The sequence below is a fragment of the Glutamicibacter sp. AOP12-B1-11 genome (genome assembly GCF_052379245.1).
GTDB lineage: Bacteria > Actinomycetota > Actinomycetes > Actinomycetales > Micrococcaceae > Glutamicibacter.
Genome location: NZ_JBQSYL010000047.1, coordinates 1 through 17,584, shown reverse-complemented (window position 1 = coordinate 17,584; position 17,584 = coordinate 1). Strand labels below are relative to the sequence as shown.

Sequence of the window (17,584 nt, the reverse complement as noted above, 5' to 3'; positions counted from 1 at the left end):
GAAGGGCACCGACGCAGATGGTGGCGAAGCCACTACTCCGCTGACCGTGACCGATGGCAGCACCGGTGGCAGCGACGGTTCGATCTCGGGTCGTACCTGGGTTGACACCAACGAAGATGGTTTGCAGGATGCAGGCGAGTCCGCCTTAGGTGGCATCACCGTCAACCTGCTGGATGCCGAGGGCAACCCGGTCAATGGTGCAGATGGCAACGCCACTAGCACCCTGACCGATGACAACGGCAACTACACCTTTACCGACCTGTCGTACGGCGAGTACATCGTCGAGGTCATCAAGCCCGATGGCACCGGGTTCTCCCCGGTCAACGTGGGCGACGATGCAACTCTCGACTCCGATGTGAACCCGGATAACGGCCGCACCGTTGCACTGGCATTGACCTCGGAGGCTCCGGCCGCTGAGAACATCGATGCCGGCATCACCGGTGTTGTGTTCACCACCCCGACTGTGACCGTGGATCCGTCCGAGGTTGCGCCAGGTGAGGACACTCAGGTCACCGGTGACGGCTTCAAGCCGAACTCACCGGTTGAGGTTCAGCTGCAAGACGCCGATGGCAACCCTGTGGGCGAGCCGATCATCGTCGAAACCGACGAGAATGGCCACTTCACCACGCCGCTGACCGTCCCCGAGGGCACCACTCCAGGTGAGCTCGAGGTAGTGGCAACCGATGAAGATGGCGGCAGCGACACCGCTCCGCTGAATGTCATCGCCGGTAACGGTGGCGACAACAACGGTGTGTTGGGCGACCGTGTCTGGCGCGATCTGAATGCCGACGGCATCCAGGATGATGGCGAGGCCGGCCTGGCCGGTGTCACTGTGAACCTGCTGGACGCCGAGGGCAACGCGATCGAGGATGTAGACGGCAATGCCGTGAGCACCGTAACCGATGAGAATGGCAACTACCTCTTCGAGGCCCTGGCCCACGGCGACTATGTCGTCGGGTTCGTGGCTCCGGAAGGTGCCTCCTTCTCGCCAGCCTTGGTTGGGGATGACCGTGCGGTTGATTCGGACGCCCAGGAAGATGGCCGCACCGCGGTTGTCACCCTGACCGCCGAGGCTGCTGCGGATCTGACCATCGACGCCGGTGTGGTTGACGCTCCGGCAGTGACCGAACCGACCGTGACCGTGGATCCGTCCGAGGTTGCGCCAGGTGAGGAAACTCAGGTCACCGGTGACGGATTCGATCCGAACACCGAAGTTGAGGTCACCATCGTTGATGAGAACGGCGATGTTATCGCCGGTCCGATCACCGTTGAGACCGACGAGAATGGCCACTTCACCACCCCGATCACCGTTCCGGAAGGCACCACCCCGGGCGAGTACGAGGTAGTGGCCGAGGACGAGAACGGCAACACGGATTCCACTCCGCTGACCGTCATCGATGGCAACATCGGTGGTGGCGACGGTTCGATCTCCGGCCGCACTTGGGTCGATGCGAACAAGGATGGTTTGCAGGATGAAGGCGAGTCCGCCCTGGGCGGCATCACCATCAACCTGCTGGACGCCGAGGGCAACCCGGTCAATGACGCAGATGGCAACGCCATCAGCACCGTAACCGATTCCAACGGCATCTACGCCTTCTCGGATCTGGTCGATGGCGAGTACATCGTCGAGGTCATCAAGCCCGATGGCACCGGGTTCTCCCCGGTCAACGTGGGAGACGATGCAACTCGCGACTCCGACGTGAATCCGGATAACGGCCGCACCGTTGCACTGGCAGTGACCTCGGAGGCTCCGGCCGCTGAGAACATCGATGCCGGCATCACCGATGTTGAGTTCACTTCCCCGACCGTGACCGTGGATCCGTCCGAGGTTGCGCCAGGTGAGGACACTCAGGTCACCGGTGACGGGTTCGATCCGAACACCGAAGTCGAGGTGACTCTGGTCGACGAGAACGGTGACGTGATTGCCGGCCCGATCACCGTTGAGACGGATGAGAATGGCCACTTCACGACTCCGCTGACCGTTCCCGAGGGTATCGAACTTGGCGAATACGAGGTAGTGGCCGAGGACGAGAACGGCAACACGGATTCCACTCCGCTGACCGTCATCGATGGCAACATCGGCGGGGGAAACAACGGAAAGATCGGTGACTTCGTCTTCAACGACGCCAACGGCAACGGACTGCAGGACGAAGGCGAAGCCGGCGTTTCCGGCATCACCGTCAACCTGCTGGACGCCGAGGGCAACCCGGCCAATGATGCAGATGGCAACGCCATCAGCACCAAGACCGCAGAAGACGGCAGCTACTGGCTGCAGATGCTGCCGCATGGTGAGTACATCGTTGAGTTCGTGGCTCCGGAAGGTGCCTCGTTCTCCCCAGCATTGGTCGGCGATGACCGTGGTATTGACTCGGATGCTCAGGAGAATGGCCGCACCGCGGTTATTGCACTGACCGCCGAAGCTTCCACGATCAACACCGTAGATGCCGGTCTGACCGGTTTGGGTGGCGATGGACAGCATGATCCAAACATCACCGTTGATCCGAAGGACGTCGCCCCGGGTGACGAACTGGACGTTCACGGCGAGGGATTCCCTCCGAACACCGATATCATCGTCGAGATCCGCGACAAGGACGGCAACGTCATTGAAACCGTGGAAACCGAAACCGATGATCAGGGCGAGTTCGATGTGAAGATCACCGTGCCGGAAGGAATCGAGAACGGCGAATATGACGTTCACGCCTACGACCAGGACGGCAACGAGGACAGCGAGCGCATCAACGTCCAGCAGAAGCCGGTCGACACCTGCGAAGCCGAACAGTCCCTGACCGTTCAGCCTAACAAGGTCAAGGGCGGCGAGTCGATCAAGGTCATCGGCAAGGGCTTCACCAAGGGTGAAACCCTGACCCTGATGATCAACTCAATCGACGGCAAGGTCGAGGTAGCGGCGAAGGATTCAATCCCCGGCGCCCTGACCATCACCGTGGATGAGAACTGCTCCTTCGAAATTGACATCACCATCCCGGAGAACACTCCGGAAGGTGATTACGAGGTCATCGTGAATGACGAAGACGGGAAGAAGCAGGATTCTGCTCCATTCACCGTCATCGGCGACAACGACGGCAGCGGCAATGGAGATGGCAACGGCAACGGAGACGGCAACGGAAACAACAACGGGGACAACGATAACGACGGACTGGCTAACACCGGTGCACAGGTTATCGCCTACTCGCTGCTGGGTCTGCTGCTGCTCGGTGCAGGTGTCTTGCTGACCCTGAACCGCCGCCGCGCACACAAGAGCTAGCAACTGGTAGCGGAACACGCCTGGTCATCTAGGGGTGTTCCGCCCACCGGCTAGTAACATCACATAGATGGGGGATCTCTTTATAGAGGTTCCCCATTTATGTGTCTGAACTACAAGGACCAAGGATTTCATGCGACGCAGCGTATCGGCCCGAATCGTATCACTTGCGGCTGCGGCCGTCCTATTGGCTTCGTGCACCGCCGCTGGCGGGACGAGTGATTCAGGCGACCCGGCCACGGCTTCTCCGGTGGCCAATACCTCATGTTCCGCAGCGTCGGAGCAGCCACTGAGCCAGGAAATGACCAGCGGAGCCACCTGGAATATGTGCTGGTCCGTAGATCCCGCCCTGGGCATGATTCTCTCGGATATCAGCTTCACCCCGCCCGGTGCGGATCCGATTCCGGTTGTCACCCAGATGTCGCTGGCACAGCTTGAAGTGCCTTACGATGATGGGAAGCGCAACACCTCGGATATCACGACCGCTGGGTTCGGCGGGCCAAATATGCATTCGCTGACCGAAACCGAATGCGTGGGGCAGCTACATAGCGCAGCAATTCCCAACATCGGCGACGGCAGCAAGTACGGGACGTCGCCCGAACGGCCGGTGCTCTGCAGCGACGTGGTGGATGCCGGCCTGTCCTACCGTTCGGCGGAGGCCGGCGATCTTCTCGCTAAACGCAAGAATGACTGGCAGCTATCCACGGTCTCCAAGGTCGGCTGGTACGAATACATCAATCAGGTGACCTTCGGCGCCGACGGTTCGATTCGTCCTTCGCTGGGCGCCACCGGGGACCTGTCTCCGGCGAACTATTCCGATGAACAGCATGGCTCCGCCGTGGGCGAAGGCGATAGCGACCATGCCTCCAGCCATTCGCATAATGCGGTGTGGAAAATCGATTGGGCCCTGGGCGGTGAAGCTGGGCAAGTTGCCCAGCAGTTTGACGCTAAAGATACAGGTAAGAAAGGCCCGCAGTCGCCCATCATTGAAGGCACATATACCGACATCACGGCGCCGGCAACGGCTCGGTGGACCGATCGACGCTGGTGGAAGGTTATGGCTCCGGGCACGCTGAATGCGGACGGACACCCAATTTCTTATCAAATCGAGCTGGGTAAGACCGACAGCTTTACCTTCTGCGATGACGAGGACCATCACGAGGGAGACATCGGCTACGACGTTGCGTTCACGAACGTCGATGAATGTCAGATCTTCGCGACTTACAACAGCGGGGACTGTGGGCGAGGCGTGGTGGACTTTGTCGCCAAGCAAGAAAGCCAGCAGCTTGATGACGTGGTCTCCTGGGTGGCGGTTGGCTATCATCATGTGCCGCGCGATGAGGAGCAGTCGCCAATGGAAGTGCATTGGCAGGGATTCACCTTGCTGCCGCGGGATCTGACGGCCACTCGTATTGATTCCCCTGAAGAACGTCAGGATCTTAATGGCCGACCCGAAAATTGGGGCGGGGAGCCAGTTCCCGAATCGCCATAGCCGGTCCTTTATCAGGGCGGACCGCTGCGTCCAGAGAAGCCCGGTAGGATTTTACCCCGGTTGGCCAGATAAATCCGGAGAACACCGCGGATCTTGGGAAACGGGGCTTGCCCGTTCCTGCCTGGCTGGCGACGGCCGGCTCCTAGAAATGCCACGGGCTCGCCGGAAACAAGACTCCGCTGAGCAGCCACAGTAGGTTGAATTCTTCCTGCCGCCTGGCGCCATTCCGGCCAGATACATTGCGAGCAATGGAGGCGCCGAGTGTGAGAAATCAGGGCCCTTGGTTTTCACGTTCTTCCGCCGGCAGCTACTTGTAGTTCAGGTCATCGAATCGTTGCTGCCGCTGGCCCAGGCCGCGTAGCGTGCGGCCGAGAACGCCACGATCTCGCCGGCCCGCTTGGGCACGACGCTGGCGAAGTTGTTGTAGAGCCGCTCGAAGTCCAGTGCGGCCAGCTGGGTGGCGATGCGGCGCACCACCGGCCCGGAGAGCGGGATCCGGTTGGGGTAGCTGCGCAGGAAGGTGACGTTCCCATCCGCCACAGGGAAGACTCCGTCCCCGGCCAGCAGCACCCCCTGGCCTGCGGCGCCCGAGGCCCAGAGGGCCACGGTGCTCCCGGGGAAGTGCCCGCCGATCTGCTCGAGCCGGATCCCGGGAATCGGTTCGAAGGGTTCGGACCAGATCTTCACGTTCGGGCTCGCGCGTTGGACCCAATTCTGGTCGGGGGCCGCGATAAAGATGGGCGCGTTCTCGAAGGCGCTGCTGTAAGCGGTCTGCACGCCATACATATGCGGGTGGCTGGCCACGATTCCCTGCACGCCGCCGCGCTCGCTGATCGCTTCGAAGGTCCGTTGGTCGAGCAGTCCCGGCACCTCGAAGAGCAGGTTTCCGTTCTTGGTTTGCACGAGCAGGGCGCTTTGCCCGATGCCGATTTCCGGAGAACTAAACGAGGTCAGCCCGGGTTCCAGCTCTTCGATTTGGACCTGGTGCCCGGTCTCCAGAAGCTCGGCGCGGTGCGTCCAGCGTTGCATGCCATCCGGTACATACTGGCGTTCGTCGACGCAGATGGGACAGAACTCCGGTGGCACGGCCGCCGGCTCGAATTCAACGGCGCAGGCGGCGCACTGCCAATCGATCAGTTGCATAGTTCTACTTCCGGTCCGGGGGCGAAGCAATGTCCCAGCCTAACCCGGTTATCCGCTGCTGCACAGGGTCAGAATAAAATCCAACCGATCACGGCGCTAAAAATCACCAGCATCCACGGCGGGGTTTTCCACCAGTGCAGAGCCACGAATCCGGCCGTCGCAAGGACCAATGTGGGAACGGTGGAAGCACCTTGCAGGAACACCGGGGAGTAGAGCGCCGCGGCCAGAAGCCCCACCACCGCGGCGTTGATCCCGGACAAGGCCCGCCGAGCCGTGCTCGACCGGCGCAGGCGCTGCCAGAACGGGAGCGCGGCCGCGACCAGCAGGGCCGAGGGCAGGAAGATCGCAAGCAATGCGATGCCCGCTCCGAGTACCCCGCTCGGTCCTGTTTGGAAGACCGTACCCAGATAGGCGGCGAAGGTGAAAAGCGGTCCCGGCACGGCTTGGGCTGCTGCGTAGCCGGCGAGGAATGCATCATGCTCCACGAGCCCGGCACCCACCGTTTGAGTTTCGAGCATGGGCAGCACCACGTGGCCACCGCCGAAGACCAGCGCACCGGTGCTGAAGAAGATCTCGGTCAGGCGCAGCGCCCCGTGATCGAAGACCGCGGCGGCCACCGGCAAGCCGATCAGCAGCAGGGCAAAGACGACTAGGCAGATCACCGCGCTGCGCCGCGAGTGGCGGGCGAAGCTAAAATCGCTCTGCGCCGAATCTTCGGCCCCATGGCGCAGCCAGAGCAGGCCGATTAGCCCCGCGGCGAGGATCACCGCGACCTGGATGAAAGGGGAAGGGAACAGCAACACTACGCCCATCGCCGCCACCGCTAGCGTTGCGCGCGGCGCATCCGGAGCCAGGGTCTTTGCCATCCCCAACACGGCGTGCGCCACCACCGCAACGGTCGCCGCCTTGAGGCCGGTGATCCACCCGTCCCCGATCAGCGAATCCAGGCTATTGGCCGCCAGCGCGAATAGCACCAGCAAGATCGCCGAGGGCAGGGTAAAGGCGGCCCACGCGGCGAGCAGTCCCCAGGTTCCGGAGCGCTGCAAGCCCAGGGCCATGCCGACCTGGCTCGAGGCAGGCCCAGGCAAAAACTGGCAGAGCGCCACAACATCCGCGTAGGCGGTTTCGCTCAACCATTTTCTTTTGACCACAAACTCTTCACGAAAGAAGCCCAGATGCGCGGTGGGGCCGCCGAAGGAGGTGAGCCCCAGCTTGAGGAAGGCGGCGAAGACCTCGCCGACCGGCGCCGCCGGGGGCGGGCCGACGGGAGCCGCATCGGGGGAAGAAGTCATAGTAGAAGTATTTCATCTCCGGAATACGACTGCTTAATTGCGCCGCAAAGCGCAGGTAAACGAGGGATGAACCCTTTGGGTGCCGGCGGAGGAATCGCCGTTAGCGCCGCTCAGTTCGTAGAGTAGGACTCGTGAACGCAGAAAAGTCCCGGACAACTTCCCCCACCCTAGCCAAGCAGATCCTCGTGCTGGCCATTCCCGCCTTGGGGGCGTTGATCGCCGAGCCACTATTCCTGATGGCGGATTCGGCCATCGTGGGGCACCTCGGTGTTTCAGAGCTGGCTGGCGCGGCCCTGGGGACCACCGTGCTGCATACCGCGGTCGGCCTGATGATCTTCCTCGCCTACGCCACCACCCCGGCGGTGGCTCGCGCTCTCGGCGCAGGGCAGCAGGCGCGCGCCATGGCGGCCGGACGCGACGGCATGTGGTTTGCGGTGGTTTTGGGCATCGTGTTGTCGGTGGCAGGCTTCATCTTTGCCGAGCCGCTGGTGCGGCTGATGGGTGGTGAAGGACAGACCCTCGAATTTGCGGTGGACTACATCCTGTATTCAATGCCCGGTCTCACCGCCATGCTGCTGGTCCTCGCGGCAACCGGCGTGCTGCGCGGAATGCAGGACACCAAAACACCGCTGGTGGTAGCCACCGCGGGTTTCGGGCTGAATATCGTGCTGAACTTTGGTTTGGTCTACGGGCTGCAGATGTCCGTGGCCGGTGCCGCCTTGGGGACCTCGATCGCGCAGTGGCTGATGGCGCTGGTGTATTTGTGGATGCTCGTGCCGCGCATCCGGGCCGCTGAAATCCATCTGCGTCCTAGCTGGGCGGGATTCATTTCCACCGGCCAGGTTGGTTCATGGCTGATGCTGCGAAATCTGACCATGCGTGTGGCATTGCTGTTGACGGTCGTGGTGGCAACCAACGCAGGAGAGCTGACGCTGGCGGCCCACCAGCTGGTCTTCACCATCTTTTCCTTCCTTGCCTTTGCGCTGGACGCCTTGGCCATTGCGGCCCAAGCGCTCATTGGCAAAGAACTCGGAGCAGGAGACGCATCCCAGGTTCGCCAGCTCACCGGGATCATGAGCCGGTGGGGGATCTATTTCGGAATATTCACCGGGCTATTGCTGCTCGCCACCTCGTGGGTGTTCCCGATGATGTTCACCCCGGATACCGAGGTCCACCGGCTGACCACCCTGGGATTGTGGATCTTGGCACTCTCCCAGCCGCTCTGCGGATTGGTCTTTGTCCTTGATGGCGTGTTGATCGGTGCCGGGGATGCGAAGTATCTGGGCATTGCTGGAACCATCAACCTGCTCGCCTATCTGCCCATGTTGTGGGCGGTGCAGCACTTTGCGATTGACCCGCAATCGGCGATCCTGTGGATCTGGGTGGTCTTCGCCATCGGCTACATGCTGGCGCGTGCCATCACCCTGGGGCTGCGCGCCCGAGGTGACGCGTGGATGCGCCTAGGGCAGTGAGAGCCGGACTAGCCGGCTAGTCCCATAGCGAGTCTGGGTCTTGACGTTGTCCGAGCATGGCCCGGTGAATGGACTGCAGATGCGTGCGCATCGCGTTCTCCGCAGCTTCAGTATCCGCTGCGCTAATGGCCGCCAAAATGGCTCGATGCTCGGCGAGCTCAGCGGACTGGGACATATAGGGCTGCATGGCCGGCAAGACGTAGTGTGCCCTGGCGGTCTCGGCGAAACACTTGGTCAGCGTAGCGGTGATCCGCGAATTGCGATTGGCCGCCGAGAGATCCTCGTGGAAGCGGCGGGCGGCGAGCATTGAGGCAATGGGGTCTGCCTCGGCCTGGCGCTCCTGCTCGGCGAGGTGCCCGCGCAGCACGGCGAGCGTTTGCGCCGAATGGAAGCGGGCGACATTCCGCGCCGCCCGCGGTTCGAGCAAGATCCGCAGTTCCAGGACTTCATGGATATCCTCCATGCCGATCGCCCGCACCAGGTAGCCCTTTTTCGGCAAAAGCTGCAGCAGGCCTTCGCTGGTCAGCTGGCGCAGAGATTCACGGACGGGAGTTTTGGACACCTGGAACTCCTCGGCCAACGCCGGTTCGATCACCATGGTGCCCGGGGCGAGCAGGCCGGTAGCGATCCGTTCGCGCAGCTCCAGCGTGAGCCGCTCGGACAATGAACTAGCCATGGATCCTCATTTCTCTGCTTAGCCCTGTGGAAGCGCGCGTAACTTTTGGCGCGAGACTTTCCCGGAATCAAGGAACAGTCTAGTCTTGGCTGAAATATATTTCAGGTATCTTACGTTGGTTTACCGCGAGCCAACAAGGATTTTTCGCTTCCAGGCGGAGGAGAACGAACCGATGGAAAAGACAATAACAGTGGGTTCCGACCCGCTCCGCGTGCAGCGCCGCCGGGCCATTTCGGCCTCCCTGATCGGAACCGCCATCGAGTGGTACGACTATGCGCTCTATGGGGCGGCGGCCAGCGTGGTGATCGGCCCGCTGTTCTTCGCCGGAGCCGGAAGCTCGGCGGCCTCCATCGCCGCCTTCGCGACCTTCGCCGTGGGATTCGTGGCCCGCCCGGTGGGCGGAGCGGTCATTGGGCATCTCGGGGATAGATTCGGGCGCCGTCCGGCAATGCTGCTCTCGGTCGTACTGATGGGCATCGCCACGGTCGGCATCGGTTTGCTGCCCACCGCGCAGACCTGGGGCGCCTGGTCCATCGGCTTGCTTGTGCTCTTCCGCCTGATTCAGGGCTTCGGCGCCGGTGCGGAACTCACCGGAGCGATGACCCTCGTGGCCGAATATGTCGAGCCGAAAAAACGCGGCATGTACACCTCGCTGATTCTCTCCACCCCGCCGCTGGGCATTGCATTGGCGACCATCTGCTTCTTTTCGGTTTCCCTGCTCGGGGACGAAGTGCTGCTTAGCTGGGCTTGGCGCATTCCGTTCCTCGTTTCTGCCTTGCTCTTCCTGGTGGCCCTCTACATCCGCAACAAGTTGGAAGAAACTCCCGAGTACACGCAGGCCATGGGCAAAGCCCAGCAGATGGCAGGGGCAAAAAAGCTGCCGCTGCGCGAGGTCTTCGAATCCCACTGGCGCCAGGTATTGCTGGGATTCTTCGCAATTACCGGGCATAACGCCACGAACTACATCTTGGCGGTCTTCTCCATCAGCCTGATGGTTGGCTCCGGCATGGCGCGCAGCCAGGCGCTGCTTGCGGTGACGCTCGGCTCGCTAGTCTCGGTAGTGCTCACGCCGGTGGGCGGCTGGCTGGCCGACAGGTTCGGCTCGGCGCGCATCCTCGCGGCCGGAAACATCGCCGGGCTGCTGCTGGCCTTCCCGATCTTCTGGATGCTGGCCACCGACCAATTCATCTTCGGCTTCTTGGCCATCGCCTTGGGCTACGGACTGGTCATTCCCTGCACCTCCGGTGCACAGGGAGCCTTCCTGACCGAACTATTCCCGGTATCGGTGCGCTTCAGCGGCATCGCGATTGCCCGCGAAATGAATGGCGCCATCGTGGCGGGACTCTCGCCGCTGATCGCCGCCGCGCTTTTGGAGCTCGGCAACGGCTCGGTTAGCCTGCCGGCAGGATTCCTCGCATTGTGCTGCCTGAGCTCGGCTATTGCCATCTACCTCGGTGCCCACGCGAAGCACCGAATCCGCTACTAAAAACCGCTATTCAATTGACACGAAAGCAAAGGACAACTCTTGGGTAATCTCAAGCGTCAATTCCCAGACGTCGGCGAACTAGTCAACCTGATGAAGTTCAAATTGCCATCCACCGATCGCCGTGCCGCGCGTCTGGCCCAGGCTGCAGATCTATGGGACCTGCGCCGCATTGCCAAACGGCGCACCCCCACCGCAGCCTTCGACTACGTGGACGGCGCCGCCGGAAATGAAATTACCGCAACCCGCGCCCGCGAGGTCTTCGACTCGGTCGAACTGCTGCCGCGCATCCTGCACGGAACCGCAGAAGCGGACCTGTCCACGCAGATCGCAGGTGCTCCATCCGCTCTTCCCTTCGGTATCGCGCCCACCGGGTTCACTCGGTTCATGCAGTCCGAAGGAGAAATCGGCGGCTCCCGCGCCGCCGCACGGGCGGGCATCCCCTTCAGCCTCTCCACCATGGGCACCCGCTCCATCGAGGAGGTCGCCCAAGCTGCACCCGAGGGGCGCAGGTGGTTCCAGCTGTACTTGTGGAAGGACCGCGAAAAGTCCGCGGCCCTGGTTAGCCGGGCCCAGGCGGCGGGTTTTGACACCCTTCTGGTCACCGTGGACACTCCCGTGGCGGGCCAACGCCACCGTGATACCCGCAACGGCATGAAGATTCCGCCGGAGCTGACCTTGAAGACGGTCCTCGACGCGTCTTACCGTCCGGAGTGGTGGTTCAACTTCCTGACCACCGATTCGCTGAAATTCGCTTCCCTCTCGGAATCGTCCGCGGACCTGCCCAGCATCATCAACTCCATGTTCGACCCTTCGCTGGACTTCGAAGATCTCAAATGGATCCGCGAATTGTGGAAGGGGAAACTCTTCGTCAAGGGCGTGCTCACCGCGGAAGATGCGGCGAAGGCCAAGGACGCAGGCGCCGACGGGTTGGTGGTTTCAAATCACGGGGGACGTCAGTTGGACCGGGCGCCGATCGCCTTCGAAGCGTTGAGCGAAGTCCGTGCCGAGGTTGGGGAGGAACTGGAGATCATCATGGACTCGGGCATCATGTCCGGTTCGGATATCGTCGCGGCGCTATGCGCCGGGGCGGACTTCGTATTGATAGGCCGCGCGTATCTCTACGGGCTGATGGCCGGCGGGGAGGAAGGCGTGAGCCGTGCCATCGAATTGCTGGCCAAGGAAGTAGAAGTCGCCATGCAGTTGATGGGCGCGGCAACGATTGGCGAGCTCAACGAGAGCCTGATTCGCCGTCGCGGCTAGCTCGCGGGCGCACCGGTAAATGTGACTTAGCTTGGACTCGGCTGATTCTTTGTTCTATCGCCGGTAGAATGGGGTTGTGCCTGCACCAAAAACCACCCCAGCCCAAGCCCAAGACGTCTTCCGCCCGGTATTCCTGCGCGGACTCGGCGCCCTGGTCTACTCGCTCATCTCGATATTCTGGATCAACGCGGATCAGACCGTGCTGTCTTACGCGACCGGTGCGCTGCTGGTGGTGACAGGTGTCTTCATGTGGCAGTACGTCACCGTGCCGAGCGCTCCGGAGAAGTCCCGAGGGGCCTACGCGCTAGGTGCCGGACTCATGCTGCTGGCAGGCATTGCCAGCCTGTTCGCCACCACCCCCATGTGGGTCGCATATCTCGCAGCCTTCGCGTTCTTCGTCACCGGTGTGGTTGAGCTCTACGTCTTTGTGAAAATGCGCGCGCAGTTCCCGCCATTCCGTAACCAGCTGATCACCGCCGCGGTATCGATGATCCTGGCCATTGCCCTGCTCTTCGGCACGTCGCTGGATGCTCACGGCATGTTCGGCCTGATCGGCGGCGGCACCATAATTTTCGCGGTCTTTGAACTGATCGCCGCGTTCGGCCATCGCCATGACGCCAAGGCGGCGGCATCGACCGAAATCGAAAACAACTAATACTTTTAGGTCAACAGGAAAAGTAGAAACGGAGTTCCTGGTGGGAAACAACTCGCAGAAGAAGCAACCGTGGAGCCATTCAATTAAAGGCCCGCTGAGCTTCTCGCTGTTGCTGGCTGTCGTTGCTGGAGTGGTCGGCATGATCTCCTCGACCGGAGGCTCGCAGAACCCGATTCGTTTTGATATCGGACTGGTCTGCTTTGGGGTGGCCTTTGTCGCCAGTTTGCTGATCATCTCGGTGCTCACCATGGCAGGCAAGGAAAACGATTCTGAGCTGGGCAAGGGCACGGGTGTGAACCGTTCCTCGGCCGACCCGAACAAAAAGTTCGAAGACTAAAACATCGCGTCGACAACGCGCTGGGCCCGCCGTCAAGGCGGACCCAGCGCGTTGTCGTTAGCTTGGCGGTCAGCGCACCGCACCGAACAAGAACGCCATTTTCAAGGATTGACACGTGAACAACACGAAGCAGACGTCGAGAAGTAGCCGCACCCCACTGGGCGAGCAGCTGATTCGACGTAAATCAATCCACTCCATGACCACCGAGGCCGCAACTAACGCCGGTCTCGGACAGCTCAAGCGCAGCTTCGGGGTGCTGCAACTGACCATGATTTCCGTCGGAGCCACGCTGGGAACCGGCATCTTGGTGATCCTTGGCGATTCGGTACCCGTTGCCGGTCCGGCCATCTGGATCGCGTTCGTGCTCGCCGGCGTGACAGCGCTGCTTTCGGCGGTGTCCTACGCTGAAATGGCCGGCATGGTCCCGGTGTCCGGTTCCAGCTATTCCTATTCCTACGCCACTATGGGCGAAGGGGTGGCATGGATCTGCGGTTGGTGCCTGATCCTTGAATACGCGGTATCCGCGGCCGCCGTGGCCGTAGGAGCTGGTTCCTATGTGAACCAAACGCTTGAAATCTTCGGCATGCAGCTGCCCGCGTCGCTGGCCAGCGGTCCGGTAGACGGCGGCGTCATCAACCTGCCTGCACTGATTACGGTGATCCTAGCGACCCTGCTCTTGGCACGGGGTGCCCGTGAATCTGCCCTGGCCAACACCGCCATGGTGATAGTCAAGATCGCGATCCTGGTGTTCTTCTCCATCGTCGCGTTCACCGCCTTCGACGCGGGGAACTTCGCTCCGCTGCTGCCTATGGGGGCAGCCGGTGTGAGCGCTGCCGCCTCGATGGTGTTCTTCTCCTACATCGGCTTTGACGCCGCATCCACCGCCGGTGAAGAAGCAAAGAACCCGCAACGCGATATGCCACGCTCAATCATCATCTCCATGATTCTGGTGACCACCGTGTACGTATTGGTGGCGGTGGCCGCGGTAGGCGCACGCAACTGGCAGTGGTTTGAAGGCGCCCAAGCGGCACTGGTGATGATCGTATCCGAGGTGACCGGGCAGCGCTGGCTGGTGCTGCTCTTCGCTCTGGCCTCGGTGGTCGCGATCATCTCGGTGGTGCTAACCACCCTGTACGGGCAGACCCGCATCCTGCTGACCATGGGGCGCGACGGACTGGTGCCGAAGGCCTTTGCCAAGGTTTCCCCTAGGACCCACACCCCGGTGATCGGTACGCTCATCGTCGGCAGCGCGGTGGCACTTACCGCCTCGCTGATCCCGTTGGGTGAACTGGCCGAAGCCACCAGCATCGGAACCCTCTTCGCGTTCGCGCTGGTGGGAGCCGCGGTCATCTTCCTGCGGCGGACCCAACCGGACGCGCCACGAACCTTCAAGGTGCCGTTCTACCCGGTGACCCCCATCCTCGGAATCGCCGCGTGCTTGTTCCTGATGTTCAACCTCGGCACGAACACCTGGGCGGTCTTTGGTATTTGGATGATTGTCGGTTTTATCGTGTACCTCAGCTACGGCCGCAAGCATTCGCGCTTGGGGGCGCTGCACACCGATTCATATCGCGAGACACTAAAGTCGAAATAATTCTGCGGCGAGTTAGGCTGTGAGTTGAACCAGACTCTAGCCCTCACCGACCAGGAGCAACCATGCAGCAAGAAGCGATCAGCACCGCGGATCTCTACGACGAATTCGAAGAGCAGATCCAGTCGATTTCACTGCAGTTCCAGTCGTTCGGCGCCCGCGAAAGCTTCTCGGGCCCTGCAAAAACGATCAAATGCTTTGAAGACAATGTGCTGATCAAATCCACGTTGAATACCCCTGGTGAAGGCCAGGTGCTGGTAGTAGACGGCGGCGGGTCGCTGCGCTTCGCACTTATGGGAGACATGATCGCCCAAGCGGCGGTGGATAACGGCTGGGCCGGGGTTATCATCAACGGTGCGGTGCGGGACCGCGTTGAACTGGCAAAGATGGACCTTGGCATCAAGGCGTTGGGGAGCAACCCGCGCAAAACCGTGAAACGCGGTGGCGGTTTCAGCGATCTGAGCCTTGAAATTGACGCGGTCACCATCCGCCCCGGCGCCATGGTGTACGCCGACGCGGATGGTGTGCTGGTCGAGCGCTAGGCACCCACCCTATTCCGAGAGGTGTTTTCCGCCTCCAGTATTTCCTTGGCCCCACTCTTCAACGAACTCAGCGGTGCTCAACTCCTCTAGATCCTTGCGAATCTGAACGATCAAGCGTTCGGCTTCTTCAAGGTTGGAGGTTTGCATGCGCAGCAGAATTGCATCGTTTTTCAAGGAATGAACGACTACCTCGGCTCCGCGTGCTTCAAATTCTGCGTCGCCGAGCGTTGCGGAGGCGATAGCTGCGGCCCACCGGCCGGCTGCCTTCAGCGGGGAATCCGCGCTGGCTTCAAGGCGTGCCTCATATTCTTCGGATGCGTGTGCTTCACCGGTCATGATCTGGCCTTTCGACTGCGAGGACAGGATGCTCCTGTTATCCAATCATCTTAGGGTCGAAGCGATGGATAACGCGACTTATTTAGGCGTCAGTCTTTCGCTTTTCGTGCCCGGTAGGCGCGAACATGCTCGCGGTTGGCACAGTTGCCGGTGTCGCAATACAATTTCGAGCGGTTACGCGACAGGTCAAGCAGGGCCGCGCCGCAGTCGGTGGAGGCGCAGATGCGCAAACGTTTGCGCCCGCCGGAGCGGATCACCTCGGCCAAGGCCATGGCTGCATCCACCGCCATGCGGTCGTAGAGCGGGGCTCTGGTGGTGGTCGCGTGCAGGTGGTAACCCCATTTTTCGTTCTTGATTAGCTGCGGCTGGGCGTTGACGTTGCGCAGTATTTGATTAACTTTGAACACCGCGTCATCCTCATCGGTGGTCCAGATGCCTTTGAGCTGGGCACGCAGCTGGCGGATGGAACGCAGCTCGGACTGGTCTTGGGCATGGGGGCCGCTGAAGTTCTCGGTGCGCAGGAACTGATCCAAATCCGGCACCGTGGAAAGCAAGTCGACGAACGAAACCTCGGTGTTCAACAAGTTCACGATAGTGTGCAGCGACGCTTCAATATCTGGCGCAAAGGTCATAAATCATTCCCGGGATGTTCGTGGATTGACGCGAGTTCAAGCGGATCCGTATTGTCATGATCATATAATCTTTTGCTCCTGAATCACCTGCGTGTTCCTGTACCGCATGTCGCTTGGGAGCATTCGTAGCAAAGGCCTACCAGCTCATGTCACAGCCCCAAAAGTCACCAAATTCTCCGCCGTCAACGCTGAGCTCAGTCCGCACTCACGGACAGCTGGCGGGAATTTGGATTGCGTTGGCTTCTTCGGCCGCTTTCGGCCTGTCCGGCTCATTCGCCAAGGGGCTGTTCGAGGCCGGTTGGACCCCGGCAGCCGCGGTGGCGGTGCGCATGGCCGGCGCCGCTTTGGTGCTCGCAATTCCTGCGCTTCTGGCGATGCGCGGACGCTGGACCTTGCTGCGCACCAACTGGGTTTCGATCCTGCTGTTCGGGTTCTTCGGGGTCGGCGCCTGCCAGCTGTGCTATTTCCTGGCGGTTGAACGCCTCGATGTGGGTGTGGCACTGCTCCTTGAATACTTGGCGCCGGTGCTGATTGTGCTGGTGCTCTGGATGCGTCATAAGAAGCGCCCTTCGGTCGCGACGATCGGCGGCACCTTGCTCGCTCTCGCCGGTTTGGTTGCGGTGCTGGACCTGAACGGAGCCTCTGCCTTGGACCCGATTGGAATTTTGTGGGGGCTCGGGGCTGCGGTCGGCTTGACCGTGTATTTCTTTGTCAGCGCCCGCGTTGACGGTGCGTTGCCGCCGATTATCCTGTCGGCCGGGGGCATGCTCGTCGGTGCGCTCTCGCTGGCACTGGTGGGCTTGTTCGGGATCCTGCCGATGCGTGCCGAATTTGGCAGTGGTTCCTTCGCCGGGATGCAGGTTCCGTGGTGGGTTGCCCTGCTGGGATTGATCTTGATAGCCACCGTGTTCTCGTACACCACCGGAGTGATGGCCGCCCGTGCTCTGGGCTCCAAGGTAGCCTCCTTCATTTCCTTGACCGAGGTGCTCTTCGCGGTGCTCTGGGCCTGGCTCTTGCTCTCCGAGCTGCCCGGATCGATCCAGCTTTTCGGCGGACTGCTGATCGTGCTGGGAGTGGTGCTGGTGCGTATCGACGAGTTGCGCTCCGCGCGAATCCGCCGCTAAGCTCCAGCGGCGCAGCGCGGAATCACGGCAAAATTTCTTTCTCGCAAACCTCTTGAGTCGCCTGTGGCCACTCCGTACAGTATGAGATGTGAATCACGTTCGTTTAAATGTGAGTCTCTAACTTTCGGCTTATCGGTTTGGGAGAAGCATGTCTGCACCACGGCGTACCACCTTGTTCGTGAACGGCACCATCTGGCGGGGTGAAGGCACCGAACCTGCCACCTCGCTGCTCGTCGAGGACGGGGTGATCGCCGCCGTTGGAAATGACCTCGGCGGCCCTGACACGG

General features: G+C 61.3%; 15 protein-coding genes. 10 read left to right on the top strand and 5 right to left on the bottom strand.

Annotation, left to right across the window (positions count from 1 at the left end; genetic code table 11):
* Both ACT3UQ_RS18745 and ACT3UQ_RS18740 read left to right on the top strand, forming a co-directional pair.
* The coding region (locus tag ACT3UQ_RS18745; protein WP_444637700.1) for an SdrD B-like domain-containing protein at positions 1-3,262 on the top strand (3,262 nt) is incomplete at its 5' end.
* A gap of 130 nt (positions 3,263-3,392) precedes the next feature.
* Positions 3,393-4,751 (top strand): copper amine oxidase, encoded by a 1,359-nt coding sequence (locus tag ACT3UQ_RS18740; protein WP_444637698.1) that lies wholly within the window; start codon positions 3,393-3,395, stop codon positions 4,749-4,751.
* A gap of 318 nt (positions 4,752-5,069) precedes the next feature.
* On the opposite strand, the gene ACT3UQ_RS18735 is transcribed toward ACT3UQ_RS18740, so the two are convergent.
* A complete protein-coding gene (locus tag ACT3UQ_RS18735; RefSeq protein ID WP_444637696.1) occupies positions 5,070-5,894 on the bottom strand; it encodes a hydrolase in 825 nt (274 codons plus the stop codon).
* A 68-nt stretch (positions 5,895-5,962) separates the two neighbouring features.
* Positions 5,963-7,186 carry a chromate efflux transporter gene (chrA, locus tag ACT3UQ_RS18730; protein ID WP_444637695.1) on the bottom strand — a complete coding sequence of 408 codons (1,224 nt, stop codon included), beginning with the start codon at positions 7,184-7,186 and terminating at the stop codon, positions 5,963-5,965.
* Between the two features lie 131 nt (positions 7,187-7,317).
* Here chrA and ACT3UQ_RS18725 point away from each other — a divergent pair, with 131 nt between their 5' ends.
* Entirely contained in the window at positions 7,318-8,658 is a 1,341-nt protein-coding gene (locus ACT3UQ_RS18725) for an MATE family efflux transporter (protein WP_444637693.1), read from the top strand.
* Positions 8,659-8,674: 16 nt separating this feature from the next.
* Here the strand turns inward: ACT3UQ_RS18725 and ACT3UQ_RS18720 are convergent, their stop codons facing one another.
* Complete coding sequence (locus tag ACT3UQ_RS18720; RefSeq protein WP_444637691.1) at positions 8,675-9,334, bottom strand: GntR family transcriptional regulator; 660 nt, start codon at positions 9,332-9,334, stop codon at positions 8,675-8,677.
* A gap of 172 nt (positions 9,335-9,506) precedes the next feature.
* Between ACT3UQ_RS18720 and ACT3UQ_RS18715 the strand changes: the two genes are divergently transcribed.
* The 6 genes from ACT3UQ_RS18715 (at position 9,507) to rraA (ending at position 15,205) form a co-directional block, all read left to right on the top strand.
* Positions 9,507-10,820, top strand: a complete 1,314-nt coding sequence (locus ACT3UQ_RS18715) for an MFS transporter (RefSeq protein ID WP_105649656.1) — start codon at positions 9,507-9,509, stop codon at positions 10,818-10,820.
* A 39-nt stretch (positions 10,821-10,859) separates the two neighbouring features.
* Positions 10,860-12,080 (top strand): alpha-hydroxy acid oxidase, encoded by a 1,221-nt coding sequence (locus ACT3UQ_RS18710; protein ID WP_105649657.1) that lies wholly within the window; start codon positions 10,860-10,862, stop codon positions 12,078-12,080.
* Positions 12,081-12,156: 76 nt separating this feature from the next.
* Entirely contained in the window at positions 12,157-12,735 is a 579-nt protein-coding gene (locus tag ACT3UQ_RS18705; protein ID WP_105552692.1) for a DUF308 domain-containing protein, read from the top strand.
* Between the two features lie 40 nt (positions 12,736-12,775).
* Entirely contained in the window at positions 12,776-13,072 is a 297-nt protein-coding gene (locus ACT3UQ_RS18700) for a hypothetical protein (protein ID WP_258133488.1), read from the top strand.
* 196 nt (positions 13,073-13,268) lie between these two features.
* Positions 13,269-14,666 carry an amino acid permease gene (locus tag ACT3UQ_RS18695; protein WP_444637701.1) on the top strand — a complete coding sequence of 466 codons (1,398 nt, stop codon included), beginning with the start codon at positions 13,269-13,271 and terminating at the stop codon, positions 14,664-14,666.
* A 62-nt stretch (positions 14,667-14,728) separates the two neighbouring features.
* Positions 14,729-15,205: a ribonuclease E activity regulator RraA gene (gene rraA, locus ACT3UQ_RS18690; protein WP_105552694.1), complete on the top strand. Its 477-nt coding sequence runs from the start codon at positions 14,729-14,731 to the stop codon at positions 15,203-15,205.
* Positions 15,206-15,214: 9 nt separating this feature from the next.
* Here the strand turns inward: rraA and ACT3UQ_RS18685 are convergent, their stop codons facing one another.
* Positions 15,215-15,541 (bottom strand): hypothetical protein, encoded by a 327-nt coding sequence (locus tag ACT3UQ_RS18685; protein ID WP_105552695.1) that lies wholly within the window; start codon positions 15,539-15,541, stop codon positions 15,215-15,217.
* Positions 15,542-15,630: 89 nt separating this feature from the next.
* Positions 15,631-16,173: a CGNR zinc finger domain-containing protein gene (locus ACT3UQ_RS18680; protein WP_105552696.1), complete on the bottom strand. Its 543-nt coding sequence runs from the start codon at positions 16,171-16,173 to the stop codon at positions 15,631-15,633.
* Positions 16,174-16,319: 146 nt separating this feature from the next.
* Between ACT3UQ_RS18680 and ACT3UQ_RS18675 the strand changes: the two genes are divergently transcribed.
* The gene (locus ACT3UQ_RS18675; protein ID WP_105552974.1) at positions 16,320-17,297 is read left to right on the top strand and encodes an EamA family transporter; all 978 of its coding nucleotides are present in this window, start codon (positions 16,320-16,322) and stop codon (positions 17,295-17,297) included.
* Positions 17,298-17,584 lie beyond the last annotated feature (287 nt).

Coding starts and splice junctions, on each gene's coding strand:
- ACT3UQ_RS18740 (WP_444637698.1), top strand. CDS start 3,393: ATGCGACGCAGCGTATCGGCCCGAATCGTATCACTTGCGGCTGCGGCC.
- ACT3UQ_RS18735 (WP_444637696.1), bottom strand. CDS start 5,894: ATGCAACTGATCGATTGGCAGTGCGCCGCCTGCGCCGTTGAATTCGAG.
- chrA (WP_444637695.1), bottom strand. CDS start 7,186: ATGACTTCTTCCCCCGATGCGGCTCCCGTCGGCCCGCCCCCGGCGGCG.
- ACT3UQ_RS18720 (WP_444637691.1), bottom strand. CDS start 9,334: ATGGCTAGTTCATTGTCCGAGCGGCTCACGCTGGAGCTGCGCGAACGG.
- ACT3UQ_RS18715 (WP_105649656.1), top strand. CDS start 9,507: ATGGAAAAGACAATAACAGTGGGTTCCGACCCGCTCCGCGTGCAGCGC.
- ACT3UQ_RS18695 (WP_444637701.1), top strand. CDS start 13,269: ATGACCACCGAGGCCGCAACTAACGCCGGTCTCGGACAGCTCAAGCGC.
- rraA (WP_105552694.1), top strand. CDS start 14,729: ATGCAGCAAGAAGCGATCAGCACCGCGGATCTCTACGACGAATTCGAA.
- ACT3UQ_RS18685 (WP_105552695.1), bottom strand. CDS start 15,541: ATGACCGGTGAAGCACACGCATCCGAAGAATATGAGGCACGCCTTGAA.
- ACT3UQ_RS18680 (WP_105552696.1), bottom strand. CDS start 16,173: ATGACCTTTGCGCCAGATATTGAAGCGTCGCTGCACACTATCGTGAAC.
- ACT3UQ_RS18675 (WP_105552974.1), top strand. CDS start 16,320: ATGTCACAGCCCCAAAAGTCACCAAATTCTCCGCCGTCAACGCTGAGC.